Source organism: Pseudomonas sp. R1-6 (assembly GCF_051132115.1).
Classification (GTDB): Bacteria; Pseudomonadota; Gammaproteobacteria; order Pseudomonadales; family Pseudomonadaceae; genus Aquipseudomonas.
The window spans coordinates 2,455,412-2,469,400 of sequence record NZ_CP071662.1 but is presented as its reverse complement, the minus strand read 5'-3'; the positions used below and the strand labels follow the sequence as shown (position 1 = coordinate 2,469,400).

Here is a 13,989-nt window from a genome sequence, read left to right as displayed (position 1 = left end):
TCTTAGTCCTCCACGACCCAAGTGTCTTTGGTACCGCCGCCCTGGGACGAGTTCACCACCAGCGAGCCCTCGCGCAGCGCCACGCGGGTCAAGCCGCCGGGCACCAGACGAGTTTCCTTGCCGGACAGCACGAAGGGACGCAAGTCGATGTGGCGTGGCGCGATGCCGCTTTCGACGAACGTCGGACAGGTGGAAAGGCTCAAGGTCGGCTGGGCGATATAGGCCTCGGGCCGGGCCTTGAGGCGGGCCCGAAAATCTTCGATCTCCGCTGCGGTGGCAGCTGGCCCGACCAACATGCCGTAGCCGCCGGAACCCTGGGTTTCCTTGACGACCAAGTCGGGCAGGTTCGCCAGCACGTGGGACAGGTCCTGGGGCTTGCGACACTGCCAGGTCGGCACGTTCTTCAGGATCGGTTCTTCGGTCAGGTAGAAACGGATCATGTCGTCGACATAGGGATAGATCGACTTGTCATCCGCCACGCCCGTGCCGACGGCGTTTGCCAGCACCACATTGCCTGCACGGTAGACCGCGATCAGCCCCGGCACGCCGAGCATGGAATCAGGGTTGAAGGACAGCGGATCGAGGTAGGCATCGTCCAGGCGACGGTAGATTACATCCACCTGCTGGGGCCCGGCCGTGGTGCGCATATAGACATGGTCGTCACGCACGAACAGGTCCGCGCCTTCCACCAGCTCCACTCCCATTTCCCGGGCCAGGAACGCGTGCTCGAAATAGGCGCTGTTGAAACGCCCCGGCGTCAGGACCACGGTGGTCGGGTTGTCCAACGGGCTTGAGCTTTTGAGCGTGTCGAGCAACAGGTTCGGGTAATGATCGATGGGCGCTACGCGCTGGGCGGCGAAGAGTTCGGGGAACAGGCGCATCATCATCTTGCGGTCTTCGAGCATGTAGCTCACGCCACTTGGCGTGCGCAGGTTGTCCTCCAGCACGTAATAGCTGCCATCGCCATCGCGGACCAGGTCGACGCCTGCGATGTGGGCATAGATGCCTCGGTGCAGGTCCAGGCCCTGCATCGCAATTTGATAACCCTCGTTGGCGAGCACCTGCTCGGCGGGGATGATGCCTTCCTTGAGAATGCGCTGGCCATGGTAGATGTCGGCCAGGAACATGTTCAGGGCCTGGACCCGCTGGATGCAGCCGCGTTCGACGATTTGCCATTCGCTGGCCTTGATGCTGCGCGGAATGATATCGAACGGGATCAAGCGCTCGGTGCCCTGCTCGTCCCCATAAAGCGTGAAGGTGATGCCCGCCCGATGAAACAGCAGGTCGGCTTCACGGCGGCGTTGTTCCAGCAGTTCCAGCGGCGTGTCCGCCAGCCAGCGCGAGAATGCTTGGTAGTGCGGGCGGCAGTCACCCTTCGCGTCGTACATTTCATTGAAAAAAGCGTGGGGCATAGCCAACTCCCAGCCGTGTCGTACACGGCATTTCTTATTACGTCGTCATTCCACCAAGTACGGCCTTGCCTCGTTTATGAGCCCTGGTTCTTTGAATACCTCGTCAGGCATGGGTCTCTGATCAGGCCTTTGCGTCTGGATGACGTGCGCCCCTTTTTTATATTTGCGTATCGAAACTCCTTTCTGCTGGGTCTCGTGGAGCCGTAGCAAGGGCTGTGCCTAAGTGCGGCGGATTGAAGCAATGCTGGAAAAACCGGCGCAAAGCGGTGAAAAAGCGAAATTTATTTTTGATTTCGCGACGAAAAGAGTTTCGAGCCCTGAAACGCTGACTCCAGTTTCAAGCGCCGGCACAGCAAACGGGTCGAATCGGTGCAGACAGACGGGAAGTCGAGGCCGAACGCCCCGAAAAGAGGAAATTATTACTCACCGCTAAAGCGCTGCGCTTGGCTCAACCATAGCTCACGGGCGAAGACTTCGCTGAAAGAGCGCTTCGTTGGAAGCGAGCTTGCGCGAAGACGGCCTGAAGCCAGAAACAAAAATGCCCGGACATGGTTGTCCGGGCATTTTTGTTGGCGCGCTGCGATCAGAACGTCACGCTGGCACTCAACCTGGCGGTACGCGGCTCGCCGACGGCGACCTGAAGTTCGCTGCCGGTGGATGACGGGTAGTATTGCTTGTCGAACAGGTTATCGACGTTCAACTGCAACGACGTCTTGTGCCCGAACACCGGCGACTCCCAGCGCAGGAAAGCGTCGGCGACGGTATAGCTGCTGAGCCAGAAATCGTTGGCGTTGTTGGCGGCGCGCTCGCCGACATAACGCGCACCGGCACCGGCGTGCCAGGCACCGAATTCGGCCGGGACGTTCAGGTGGTGGCTCAGGTACAGGCTGGCGGTGTGCTTGGGGGCGTCGGCCAGACGATGGCCTTCATCGTCCGGATCATCAAGGATCTCCGTGTGGGTATAGGCGTAGGTGCCGATCAAGTCCCAACGTTCGGCGAGGCGACCGGTGATATCGAGTTCGAGGCCTTGGGAGCCAACTTTGCCAGCGGCTTCTGCCAACGTTACGCCGTTGATCGTAGAGGACGTCACGACGTTTTTCTTCACGATATCGAACAGGGCGAGGTTGATATTCAGGCCCGGCAGCGGATCGTATTTCGCGCCGACTTCGTTGCTGCGGCCCTCCTCCGGCTTGAAGGTATGACTACCCTCGTCCACCACGTCGTTAGGCTTGAACGAGCGACTGTAGTTGCCATATAGCGACAGTTCTTCCGTGGCTTTGTAGACCAGGCCGAGGAATGGGACGAAGGCGTCTCCATTATCGTCGCGAACTGGCTTGGCAGGGACGAGTCCCTGCGTCGTGTATTGATCGTAATGCTGATAACGACCGCCAAATACAAGGATCCAGCGGTCGTCCAGGTGCCAGTTGTCCTTCAGATACACCGAACTGGAGGTCAGCTTGTTGCTCAGGTTGCTCTGCGCAGCATTCACACGACTTGGCTCATCCAGGCCACCGTACACCGGAGTCGTAGGGTCGAAACCTGCTTGGTTAGCGCCACGGTAGGTCTTGCCCCGAAACTGGTCTGAAACCTGGTTGTCGACCCCGACCAACAGATCATGACGCTGGCCGAACGACTCTTGATTGCCAATGAAGTCCCAACTGGCGTAGCGGGTTTCATCGTCATAATGGGCACCGTTGGCGGCGCGCTGAAGGACACCATTCGACAGGCGCGGCTGCGCAATCGAAAGGCTGTAACGGTCATTGTTCCAGCCGTAGGTCACCCGCGTCTTCCACGCGTCACTCAATTCATACTCGAACCGCGCAGTGGCCGTCTCACGGATGCCGATGCTCTTGGCCCAAGGTTCATCCAGGCGCTTGTCATAGTCGATGTCGGCCGGATGTCCATTGGTGAACATCGTCCCCCGGTCAAACGGGTTGGAATATTCGTTGTACTCATAGCTCAGATTCAAAGAAGCCCGCTCGCCGGTCCACGCCAACGACGGCGCCACGAGTGTACTTTCGTTGATCCCATAGTTGCGCCAGTAATCCTCATGGCCGCGCTCGGCGATCAGGCGATAGGCCAATCCGGTATCGCCCAGCGGTCCGGTGGTGTCCAGGGCCATGGTGCCGCCGCCTTCGCTGTAGGCGGAACCGCTGAGCGTGGTGCTCTGGGTGTATTGCGGCTTCTTGCTGATGACGTTGATCAGGCCGCCAGGTTCCAGCGCGCCGTACAACATCGAGGCCGGCCCCTTGAGTACTTCGACCCGCTCGGTGGTGGCGCTGAAGTTATGGCCCAGGTTGGAACGCACGCCGTCGCGCAGGATCGAGCCGTCGTCGTTGGTGCCGAAGCCGCGCTTGACCAATGAGTCCCGCGAGCCGCCCAGGGTGTTGCCCTGGCTGACGCCGCTGACGAACTTCATCGCGTCCTCCAGCGAGCGCACCTGATAGTCCGCCAGCGTCTGCTGAGTGACTACGTTGATCGATTGCGCCTCTTCCTTGATCGGTACATCGCTCTTGCTCGCCGTGCTGGCTTGCGTCGCCGTGTAGCCCTCGTCCTGAATGATCCGACTGCCTTGCACATCCGTAGTGGGCAGTTCGAGGGTGTCCTGTGCCCTCAAGGGGCTGGCCATGAAACAACAGGACAGCGCAGGTAAAACACATTTGACGAGGGCGTTGCGGTAGGCGAAAGGGGTGAAACGATTCAAGACGCGCACTCACAGAGGGTTGGAAATGAGAGCGAATATACTTTGAGAATGATTCCCAGTAAATCTTTCCAACATTTCCACGCTTGACTCTGAATGCATTAAAGGGCGCCGGAGGATGACTCCGGCGCCCTTTATCGGTCCCCTCTCCGTTTTGGGGCTCGTTGAAGGTCAGTGATCGATGGCGGCGCCGGCGCCCCTCGGTACGCGGATATCCTCCACCAAGTGCTGGATGTGCTCCGGTGGCGGCGCGGTGAAGCGTGACACCACCAGGGCCGCCAGGAAGTTGAATACCATGCCCAATGTGCCGATGCCTTCAGGGGACACACCAAGCCACCAATGTTCAGCCGTGTTCATCGTCGGGTTGATGAATTTGAAATAGACGATGTAGGTGAACGTGAAGGTCAGCCCGACGATCATCCCGGCGATCGCGCCTTCGCGGTTCATGCGCTTGGAGAAAATCCCCATGACGATGACCGGGAAGAACGAAGACGCCGCCAACCCGAAGGCGAACGCCACCACCTGGGCGACGAATGCGGGTGGGTAGATGCCGAACAATCCGGCGATCAATACCGCCACACCGGCCGCGATACGCGCCGCGAGCAACTCCTGCTTCTCGTTGATCCTGGGCATGATGTTGCTTTTGAGCAGGTCATGGGAGATCGAGGTGGAGATCACCAGCAACAGCCCCGCTGCCGTCGATAGCGCCGCCGCCAGCCCACCGGCAGCGATCAAGGCAATTACCCAACCGGGCAGCCCGGCGATTTCAGGGTTGGCCAACACCATGATGTCGTTGTCGACATACAGCTCGTTGGGCACCGGCGAAAGCTGGTTCTTGAGCAACCGCTGCTCATGCGCCCCACGTTCGCCGGTAAAGCTCGGCGCCCCGACCAGCGCCGCCCCAGGGCTGTACTGGATGATGCCGTCGTTGTTCTTGTCCGCCCAGGCAATCAGTCCGGAATTTTCCCAGGCCTTGAACCAGTCCGGCGCGGTGGCATAACTGACGTTGGGGATGGAGGTCAGCAGGTTGGTACGAGCGAACGCTGCCACCGCCGGTGCGGTGGTGTAGAGAATCGCGATGAACAGCAACGCGTAGCCGGCAGACTTGCGTGCGTCCCGGACGGTGGGGGTGGTGAAGAACCGCACGATCACATGGGGCAGGCCCGCGGTCCCTACCATCAGCGCCATGGTGATGAAAAATACGTCCATGGTCGACTTGGTGCCATTGGTATAGGCAGAGAAGCCCAACTCGGCGCCCAAGCCATTGAGCCGTTCGATCACACTCTGCCCCGAGCCGGCGGCTTCGCTGATGAAGCCCAGCTGCGGGATCGGATTGCCGGTGATCATCATCGAGATGAAGATGGCCGGCACCATGTAGGCGAAGATCATCACGCAGTACTGCGCCACCTGGGTGTAGGTGATGCCTTTCATGCCGCCCAGCACCGAATAGAAGAACACGATGGCCATGCCGATCATGACGCCGGTGTTGATGTCCACTTCCAGGTAGCGGGAAAACACGATGCCTACGCCGCGCATCTGCCCCGCCACGTAGGTAAAGGAAATGAAGATCACGCAGATTACCGCCACCACCCGCGCCGTCTGCGAGTAATAACGCGCCCCAACGAACTCGGGCACGGTGAACTTGCCGAATTTGCGCAGGTACGGCGCCAGGCACATCGCCAGGAGGACGTAGCCGCCGGTCCAGCCCATCAGGTAGACGGAACCGTCGTACCCCGCGAAGGCGATGATCCCCGCCATGGAAATGAACGACGCCGCCGACATCCAGTCCGCACCGGTCGCCATGCCGTTGAGCACGGGGTGCACGCCCTTGCTGGCGACGTAGTACTCACTGGTGGAGCCGGCCCGCGTCCAGATCGCGATCGCGATGTACAACGCAAAGGTGGCGCCTACGACCAGGTAGATCAGGGTTTTTGTGTCCATGTGCGCCGCCCTCAGTCTTCGTGAACGTCATATTTGCGATCAAGCTGATTCATCTTCCAGACATAGAAGAAGATCTCGAGCACAAAGACGTAGATGGACCCCTGCTGGGCAAACCAGAACCCCAGAGGCGTGCCGAAGAAACTGATGGTGTTGAGTGAGTCGACCAGCAAGATGCCGAAACCGAACGACACCACGAACCAGATGACCAGCAGCACCAGCATCCAGCGTAGATTTTCCGTCCAGTAGGCACGCGCAGCCTGTTGTTTTTCAGTGGACATCGAAGCGCCCTCTTGTTTTGTTGTTATTGTTTTGCACTTCAAACCGTAGCAGTCGCCGGGCAAGGCGCTAGTACGACTTTCGTCTAATTCGTAACAACAGTTATTGACATCCCTTTCGCACCGAAATGACAGGGCTAGGCCGCGTCAGAATCCCAGGGTGATATCAAATCGCCCCAACCCCCTAAAGCTTTGCCGTTCTCGGTCGAATGTATGCCATCGAATCTATTTTTTCCCTGGAGCTGTGATGCAGACGTTAAAGGCCTTGTATGAGTCTATCGAAATGCAATTTTTCGATACCCTCACCAAAAAGCTTTCAAGCCTTTTCCTCTTGGTCGCGGTCAGTGCCTTGCTTTATTGGGTGGCCCTCAGCGCCCGCGCCGATATCGTCCTGCAGTTGCGCACTGCCCAGCTTGACGCCACGCTGCTGGGACAGATTCAAGACCGCCTCGACAGCCTCACCCATGCGCTGCTCTTCGGCGCGCTTTTGACGCTGGCCATGGTCAGTTTCATGGTCTGGTACTTCCGCCACCTCATCGTGCGCCCCGTTACCGCCATGACCAAAGCCCTGGAAGAGATCGCCAACGGCGAGGGCGACTTGTCCAAGGACCTGCCGCTGGTGACCCACGACGAGATCCGCACGCTGGCCGCCACCTGCAACCGTTTCCTGGCCAAGCAGCGCGAGATCATTAGCAACGTCCAGGCATTGACCGTCCATATCGCCGTCGAATCGGCCCGCTCGCTGAAGAACATCAGTGATTCCAGCGACAGCGCGACGCACCAGGCGCGCTTCGCCAAGGAAGTGATGGAGCAGAGCAATACCGCCGTGGGCCGTATTGAAGAGGTGTCGCGCCAGACCCAGGGCATATCCGGCACCACCGCGCAGAACCTGAGCATGGCCCGGGACTCCTACGCCGAATTGCTGGAAGTGACCGGCAACATCAGCGAGATTTCCAGCAGCCTCGGCGAGTTCGCCGGGCTGGTGGACGCCCTCAACCAGCGCTCTTCGAGCATCAAGTCGATTGTCGGCCTGATCCAGCAGATTTCCGCCCAGACCAACCTGTTGGCCCTCAACGCCGCCATCGAAGCCGCGCGTGCCGGGGAAAGTGGCCGTGGCTTTGCGGTGGTCGCCGATGAAGTGCGCACCTTGGCGCAGAACGTCAGCCGCGCCACCGACGATATCTCCCGTAACATCGACGCCATGTTGCAGGAAGTCAGCTCGACCCACGAACAGACCACCCAGATCAGCCACAGCGCCCGGGAAACCCAGAAAGTCGTTGAACGCGCGTCCGGTCATTTCGAAAGCATGATCGTCGACTTCGAATCCACCAACGGCAAGTTGGCCGACATCGCTGACCATATCCAGCAATTCGCCGATACCAACACTGGCATCAACGAACGCGTCACCCAGATCCACGCCGACAGCCAGTCGATCGACCAACGCATGCAGCAATCGGCGACCGCCACACGCGACCTGTCTGGCGTGGCGGAGAAGGTCCAGACGCTACTGGGCCGCTTCGTGCTTGGCCACGGCAAGCTGGACGCCGCCATCACCCGTGCCAGCGAATGCCGCGACACGCTGCAGGTTCAGTTGCAGGCGTTGCAGGATGAAGGTGTCAACCTGTTCGACCAGAATTACCAATTGATTCCCGGCACCGATCCCAAGCAATACATGACCAGTTATACCGAACGCTTTGCCCGGGTCTGCCAGGAAGAATGCGACAAGCTCACCCGCAGCACGCCGGGCGGCAAGGTCTCGTTCATTGTCGATACGAAGGGGTATTGCCCGGTCAACAACAGCTGGGTGTCCAAGCAACCCACCGGAGATCGCGCGGTGGACCTACCGGTTTGCCGCAACAAGCGGATCTTCAACGACCCGATCGGCCTGCGCGCTGCGGGCAACGTCCAGCGCTTCCTGCTCCAGACCTACCTGCGCGACACAGGGGAAATCATGACCGAGATCGACGTGCCGTTCTTCTTCGGCGGCCGTCACTGGGGCAATTTGCGGGTGGGGTTTGATGCGGCGGTGTTGTTGGCGGACTAAGCGTTTCGACCAGCCGTGTGGGAGCGGTGATGTACACAAATCTTGAGGCCAGCCCAAAACAACTGTGGGAGCGAGCCTGCTCGCGATGGCGTCAGGTCAGTCAATTCATCATTAACTGACCCACCGCTATCGCGAGCAGGCTCGCTCCCACAAGGCGATCTGTGGTGTACGCAATCCCACGGCCACCCCAAAACAACTGTGGGAGCGAGCCTGCTCGCGATAGCGTCGGGTCAGTCAATTCATCACCAACTGACCCACCGCTATCGCGAGCAAGCTCGCTCCCACAAGGGAACCGGTGCTGTACAAAAATCCTGAGACCAGCCCAAAACAACTGTGGGAGCGAGCCTGCTCGCGATGGCGTCAGGTCAGTCAATTCATCATTAACTGACACTCCGCTATCGCGAGTAAGCTCGCTCCCACAAGGGAACCGGTGGTGTACAAAAATCCCGAGACCAGCCCAAAACAATTGTGGGAGCGAGCTTGCTCGCGATGGCGTCGGGTCAGTCAATTCATCACCAACTGACACTCCGCTATCGCAAGCAGGCTCGCTCCCACAAGCGAACCGGTGGTGTACAAAAACCCTGAGACCACCCCAAAACAACTGTGGGAGCGAGCTTGCTCGCGATGGCGTCAGGTCAGTCAATTCATCACCAACTGACCCACCGCTATCGCGAGCAAGCTCGCTCCCACAAGGCGATCTGTGGTGTACGCAATCCCAAGGCCAGCCCAAAACAACTGTGGGAGCGAGCCTGCTCGCGATGGCGTCGGGTCAGTCAATTCATCACCAACTGACACTCCGCTATCGCGAGCAGGCTCGCTCCCACAAGGGAACCGGTGGTGTACAGAAAGTCCTGAGGCCACCCCAAAACAACTGTGGGAGCGAGCCTGCTCGCGATGGCGTCAGGTCAGTCAATTCATCACCAACCTGACACTCCGCTATCGCGAGCAAGCTCGCTCCCACAAGGGAACCGGTGGTGTACAGAAAGTCCTGAGGCCACCCCAAAACAACTGTGGGAGCGAGCCTGCTCGCGATGGCGTCGGGTCAGTCAATTCATCACCAACTGACACTCCGCTATCGCGAGCAGGCTCGCTCCCACAAGGCGATCTGTGGTGTACGCAATCCCGAGACCAGCCCAAAACAATTGTGGGAGCGAGCTTGCTCGCGATGGCGTCAGGTCAGTCAATTCATCATCAACTGACCCACCGCCATCGCGAGCAAGCTCGCTCCCACAAGGGAACCGGTGGTGTACAAAAATCCTGAGACCAGCCCAAAACAACTGTGGGAGCGAGCCTGCTCGCGATGGCGTCGGGTCAGTCAAATCCTCGTCAACTGACACTCCGCTATCGCGAGCAGGCTCGCTCCCACAAGGCGATCCGTGATGTACGCAATCCCAAGGCCACCCCAAAACAACTGTGGGAGCGAGCCTGCTCGCGATGGCGTCAGGTCAGTCAATTCATCACCAACTGACACTCCGCTATCGCGAGCAGGCTCGCTCCCACAAGGGAACCGGTGGTGTACAGAAAGTCCTGAGGCCACCCCAAAACAACTGTGGGAGCGAGCCTGCTCGCGATGGCGTCAGGTCAGTCAATTCATCATTAACTGACCCACCGCTATCGCGAGCAGGCTCGCTCCCACAAGGGATGGGCCTCAGTTCAACAGCACTTAGGCCCGGCCTTGCCGCCGTAACGGGCCTCTTGGCGCTCTCGGAAGAACGCCTCGTAGTCCATCAGCGGCTTGTCCGGGTGCTTGGTTTGCATGTGCTCGACGTAGTTGTCGTAGTCGGGCATGCCGACCATCAGGCGGGCGGCCTGACCGAGGTATTTACCGAGGCGACTCAAGTCATTGAACATCGTTGCAATCCTCTATCAAGCGTCCGGCAGGGCCTGGAATGGCGCTTCTTTGTCCGTGCGCTCTTTCGTGCCCCAGGCGGCGATGCCGACCTTGAGCGCGTAGAACAGGATGCTGAAGACCACGAACAGGAACAATACCGTCAGCGTTGCGTTGGTGTAGGCGTTGAACACCACGTGCTGCATCTGCTCGATGCTCTTGGCCGGGGCCAGGATCTGGCCGGCGGCCAGGGCATCGTTGTATTTGCGCGCCAGGGCCAGGAAGCCGATCGCCGGGTTGGCGTCGAACAGCTTGATCAGGCCCGCGGTGGTGGTGCAGATCAGCAGCCAGCTCGCCGGCAGCAGCGTGACCCAGACGTAGCGCTGGCGCTTCATCTTGATCAGCACCACGGTGGCGAGCATCAGGGCGATACCGGCCAGCATCTGGTTGGAGATGCCGAACAGCGGCCACAAGGTGTTGATGCCGCCCAGCGGATCGATCACGCCCTGGTACAGCAAGTAACCCCACAGCGCGACGCAGCCGGCGGTGGCGATCAGGTTGGCGGTCCAGGATTCGGTTCGCCTGAGGGCCGGCACGAACGAGCCGAGCAGATCCTGCAGCATGAACCGCCCGGCACGGGTGCCGGCGTCCACCGCGGTGAGGATGAACAGCGCTTCGAAGAGGATCGCGAAGTGATACCAGAAGGCCATGGTGTTCTCACCCGGCAGCACCGAGTGCAGGATCTGCGCGATACCGACCGCCAGGGTCGGCGCACCGCCGGCACGGGCCAGGATGGTGGTCTCACCGATGTCCTTGGCCACCGCTTGCAGCGCGTCGGGGGTGATTGCAAAGCCCCAACTGCTGACGGTCTGGGCCACGGCCACCACGTCAGTGCCGACGATCGCCGCCGGGCTGTTCATGGCGAAGTACACGCCCGGCTCGATCACCGAGGCGGCAACCATCGCCATGATGGCCACGAAGGATTCCATCAGCATGCCGCCGTAACCGATGTAGCGGGCGTTGGTTTCGTTATCCAGCAGCTTGGGCGTGGTGCCCGAGGAGATCAGCGCATGGAAACCCGAGACCGCGCCGCAGGCGATGGTGATGAACAGGAACGGGAACAAGCCGCCCTTCCACACCGGCCCGGTGCCGTCGGTGAACTGAGTCAGCGCGGGCATTTTCAGCTCGGGCATGGTGACCAGGATGCCGATCGCCAGGGCGACGATGGTGCCGATCTTGAGGAAGGTCGACAGGTAGTCCCGTGGCGCCAGGATCAGCCACACCGGCAGGACCGCCGCGACAAAACCGTAGCCGATCAGCATCCAGGTGATCTGGATTCCGGTGAAGGTGAAGGCCTTGGCCCAGACCGGATCGGCGGCGATCTGCCCGCCCAGCCAGATCGAACCCAACAGCAACAGCACGCCGATGATCGAGATCTCGCCGATGCGGCCCGGGCGGATGTAGCGCATGTAGATGCCCATGAACATCGCGATCGGGATGGTCGCCATCACCGTGAAGATGCCCCACGGGCTCTCGGCCAGGGCCTTGACCACGATCAGCGCCAGCACCGCGAGGATGATGATCATGATCAGGAAGCAGCCGAACAGCGCGATGGTGCCGGGAATGCGGCCCATTTCCTCGCGCACCATGTCGCCCAGGGAGCGACCGTTGCGGCGGGTGGACAGGAACAGGACCATGAAGTCCTGCACCGCACCGGCCAGCACCACGCCGGCGATCAGCCAGAGCGTGCCGGGCAGGTAGCCCATCTGCGCGGCCAGCACCGGCCCGACCAGCGGCCCCGCGCCGGCAATGGCCGCGAAGTGGTGGCCGAACAGGATGTGCTTGTTGGTCGGGACGTAGTCCAGGCCATCGTTGTTGAGCACGGCAGGCGTGGCCCGGCGCGCATCGAGTTGCATCACGTTGTTGGCGATGAAGAGGCTGTAGTAGCGATAGGCGACCAGGTAAATGGCCACGGCTGCGACGACGATCCAGAGGGCGTTGATCGGCTCTCCGCGGCGCAAGGCCACGACACTCAGCGCACAAGCTCCCAGAACAGCCACGGCAAACCAGGCGAGGTGTTTAACCAGACGGGTTGTCATTGCGTGTCTCCTGCCGATATCCAATGGATTGCGGCGATTGTTTTTATAGTGTGCCCCGGCTATTCGGAGCCGGCCCAATATCCCTGCATGCCGTCAATAAATAAATCCGTAGTACTACGTAGAACCCCGATTCCCTTGTGGGAGCGAGCCTGCTCGCGAAAGCGGCGTGTCAGTTAATGATGATTTGACTGCCCCATCGCCTTCGCGAGCAGGCTCGCTCCCACAGGTCTTATGCCGCGCGCACAGGTTTGGCATATGATGCCGCCATTCGCCTCCCCGCCGCGCCCGGACTGGAGTAAAGATGCTGCTCAAACACAAAATCGTTGCTCTCGGGATCCTGCCGCTGGTCCTGGCGATTGCTGTCATCGGTGCCTTGGTCATCTCACTCAACCGCCAGTTGGGTGATCAACAGGCGCAACTGATCGAAGACAGCATCCTGGCGAGCAAGCGCGCCGAATTGAAGAACTACGTCGAGATGGCGCAGAGCCTGATCGCGCCGCTGTATGACAACGGCCAGGGCGACGCGCGGGCACAGCAGCAGGTACTGGAAGAGCTGCGCAAGCTCAGCTTCGGTATCAACGGATATTTCTTCGTGTACGACCGCCAGGGTCGCAGCCTGATGCACGCCCGGCAGTCGGAACTGGTCGGGCAATACCTTTGGGACATGAAAGATCCCCAGGGCCTGCCCGTCATCCAGGCGTTGCTCAAGAGCGCCGAATCGGGTGAAGGCTTCCAGCGTTATGCCTGGAACAAGCCGTCCTCCGGCCAGGTGACCGACAAACTGGCCTATGTCGTGATGCTCGATCGCTGGGGCTGGATGCTCGGCACCGGGATTTACCTGGAGGACGTGGAGCGTGCCACCCAACAGGCCCGCGCCGAAGTGGCCCAAGGCATCCACACCACGATGCAGGCAATCGCCGCCATTGCACTGATCGCAGTGCTGCTGGTGTTCGCCGGCGGCATTACCCTCAACGTCAGCGAGCATCGCCTGGCCGACAAGAAACTGCAGCGCTTGAACCAGCGCATTGTCAGCTTGCAAGAGGAAGAGCGCTCCCGGGTATCCCGTGAACTGCATGACGGCATCAGCCAACTGTTAGTGTCGATCAAGTTCCAGTTCGAGCTGGCCAGCCACGTCATCGAGAACGGCCAGGAAAATGGAGTGGGCATCTTGAAAAACGCCACTGACCGACTGGGTGAAGCCATCGGTGAAATCCGTAGCATCTCCCACGACCTGCGCTCGTCTTTGCTCGACACCCTGGGCCTGCCTGCCGCCATAGGCCAGCTTGCGGCCGAATTCGAGCAACGCAGCGGCCTGGAAGTGTCCTACCGAAGCAACGAATTCGACTGTCGCCTGGAAAACGGCGCACCGGTCTCGCTGTTTCGCATCGCCCAGGAAGCGCTGACCAACATCGAGCGTCACGCCGGGGCGAAGCGTGTCGCCATCACCCTGTTCGGCTCCGGCCAGTCCTTGCGACTGACCGTTGTGGATGACGGGATGGGCTTCAACGTTCCACAGGTCGAGCGCGGCCATACGGGCATCGGCTTGCGTAATATCCGCGAACGGGTCGAGCATTTCGGCGGGCGGCTGGACATGACATCGGTGCCAGGACGAAGCGAACTGGATATCCTCTTGCCCATGACCATGTCCACCACGGAAAGCTGATGCGCCTTGAATTCAACAAGAGCCCT

The 13,989-nt window shown here is 60.2% G+C and carries 8 protein-coding genes; 2 read left to right on the top strand and 6 right to left on the bottom strand.

Annotated features, from left to right (window positions below):
* Nucleotides 1-2 precede the first annotated feature (2 nt).
* The 4 genes from J3P81_RS11345 to J3P81_RS11330 all read right to left on the bottom strand — a co-directional run bounded on the left by J3P81_RS11345 (nucleotide 3) and on the right by J3P81_RS11330 (nucleotide 6,332).
* Entirely contained in the window at nucleotides 3-1,412 is a 1,410-nt protein-coding gene (locus J3P81_RS11345) for a circularly permuted type 2 ATP-grasp protein (RefSeq protein ID WP_420766772.1), read from the bottom strand.
* A 583-nt stretch (nucleotides 1,413-1,995) separates the two neighbouring features.
* Entirely contained in the window at nucleotides 1,996-4,041 is a 2,046-nt protein-coding gene (locus J3P81_RS11340) for a TonB-dependent siderophore receptor (protein WP_434563816.1), read from the bottom strand.
* Nucleotides 4,042-4,284: 243 nt separating this feature from the next.
* Complete coding sequence (locus J3P81_RS11335; protein WP_420766770.1) at nucleotides 4,285-6,054, bottom strand: sodium:solute symporter family protein; 1,770 nt, start codon at nucleotides 6,052-6,054, stop codon at nucleotides 4,285-4,287.
* An 11-nt stretch (nucleotides 6,055-6,065) separates the two neighbouring features.
* Nucleotides 6,066-6,332: a DUF4212 domain-containing protein gene (locus J3P81_RS11330; protein WP_420766769.1), complete on the bottom strand. Its 267-nt coding sequence runs from the start codon at nucleotides 6,330-6,332 to the stop codon at nucleotides 6,066-6,068.
* A 244-nt stretch (nucleotides 6,333-6,576) separates the two neighbouring features.
* Between J3P81_RS11330 and J3P81_RS11325 the strand changes: the two genes are divergently transcribed.
* Nucleotides 6,577-8,373: a methyl-accepting chemotaxis protein gene (locus J3P81_RS11325; RefSeq protein WP_434563814.1), complete on the top strand. Its 1,797-nt coding sequence runs from the start codon at nucleotides 6,577-6,579 to the stop codon at nucleotides 8,371-8,373.
* Between the two features lie 1,653 nt (nucleotides 8,374-10,026).
* Here J3P81_RS11325 and J3P81_RS11320 read toward each other — a convergent pair.
* Together J3P81_RS11320 and J3P81_RS11315 are read right to left on the bottom strand one after the other, a co-directional pair.
* Nucleotides 10,027-10,224, bottom strand: a complete 198-nt coding sequence (locus J3P81_RS11320) for a YbdD/YjiX family protein (RefSeq protein WP_072390895.1) — start codon at nucleotides 10,222-10,224, stop codon at nucleotides 10,027-10,029.
* A gap of 15 nt (nucleotides 10,225-10,239) precedes the next feature.
* Nucleotides 10,240-12,300, bottom strand: a complete 2,061-nt coding sequence (locus J3P81_RS11315) for a carbon starvation CstA family protein (RefSeq protein WP_434563812.1) — start codon at nucleotides 12,298-12,300, stop codon at nucleotides 10,240-10,242.
* Nucleotides 12,301-12,601: 301 nt separating this feature from the next.
* On the opposite strand from J3P81_RS11315, the gene J3P81_RS11310 reads away from it, so the two are divergent.
* The gene (locus J3P81_RS11310; protein ID WP_420766510.1) at nucleotides 12,602-13,963 is read left to right on the top strand and encodes a cache domain-containing protein; all 1,362 of its coding nucleotides are present in this window, start codon (nucleotides 12,602-12,604) and stop codon (nucleotides 13,961-13,963) included.
* The last annotated feature ends 26 nt before the right edge of the window (nucleotides 13,964-13,989 follow it).

What these genes read in the sequence shown, in the direction of transcription:
- J3P81_RS11345 (WP_420766772.1), bottom strand. Translation starts at nt 1,412, where the DNA reads ATGCCCCACGCTTTTTTCAATGAAATGTACGACGCGAAGGGTGACTGC.
- J3P81_RS11340 (WP_434563816.1), bottom strand. Translation starts at nt 4,041, where the DNA reads ATGGCCAGCCCCTTGAGGGCACAGGACACCCTCGAACTGCCCACTACG.
- J3P81_RS11335 (WP_420766770.1), bottom strand. Translation starts at nt 6,054, where the DNA reads ATGGACACAAAAACCCTGATCTACCTGGTCGTAGGCGCCACCTTTGCG.
- J3P81_RS11330 (WP_420766769.1), bottom strand. Translation starts at nt 6,332, where the DNA reads ATGTCCACTGAAAAACAACAGGCTGCGCGTGCCTACTGGACGGAAAAT.
- J3P81_RS11310 (WP_420766510.1), top strand. Translation starts at nt 12,602, where the DNA reads ATGCTGCTCAAACACAAAATCGTTGCTCTCGGGATCCTGCCGCTGGTC.
- J3P81_RS11325 (WP_434563814.1), top strand. Translation starts at nt 6,577, where the DNA reads ATGCAGACGTTAAAGGCCTTGTATGAGTCTATCGAAATGCAATTTTTC.
- J3P81_RS11315 (WP_434563812.1), bottom strand. Translation starts at nt 12,300, where the DNA reads ATGACAACCCGTCTGGTTAAACACCTCGCCTGGTTTGCCGTGGCTGTT.
- J3P81_RS11320 (WP_072390895.1), bottom strand. Translation starts at nt 10,224, where the DNA reads ATGTTCAATGACTTGAGTCGCCTCGGTAAATACCTCGGTCAGGCCGCC.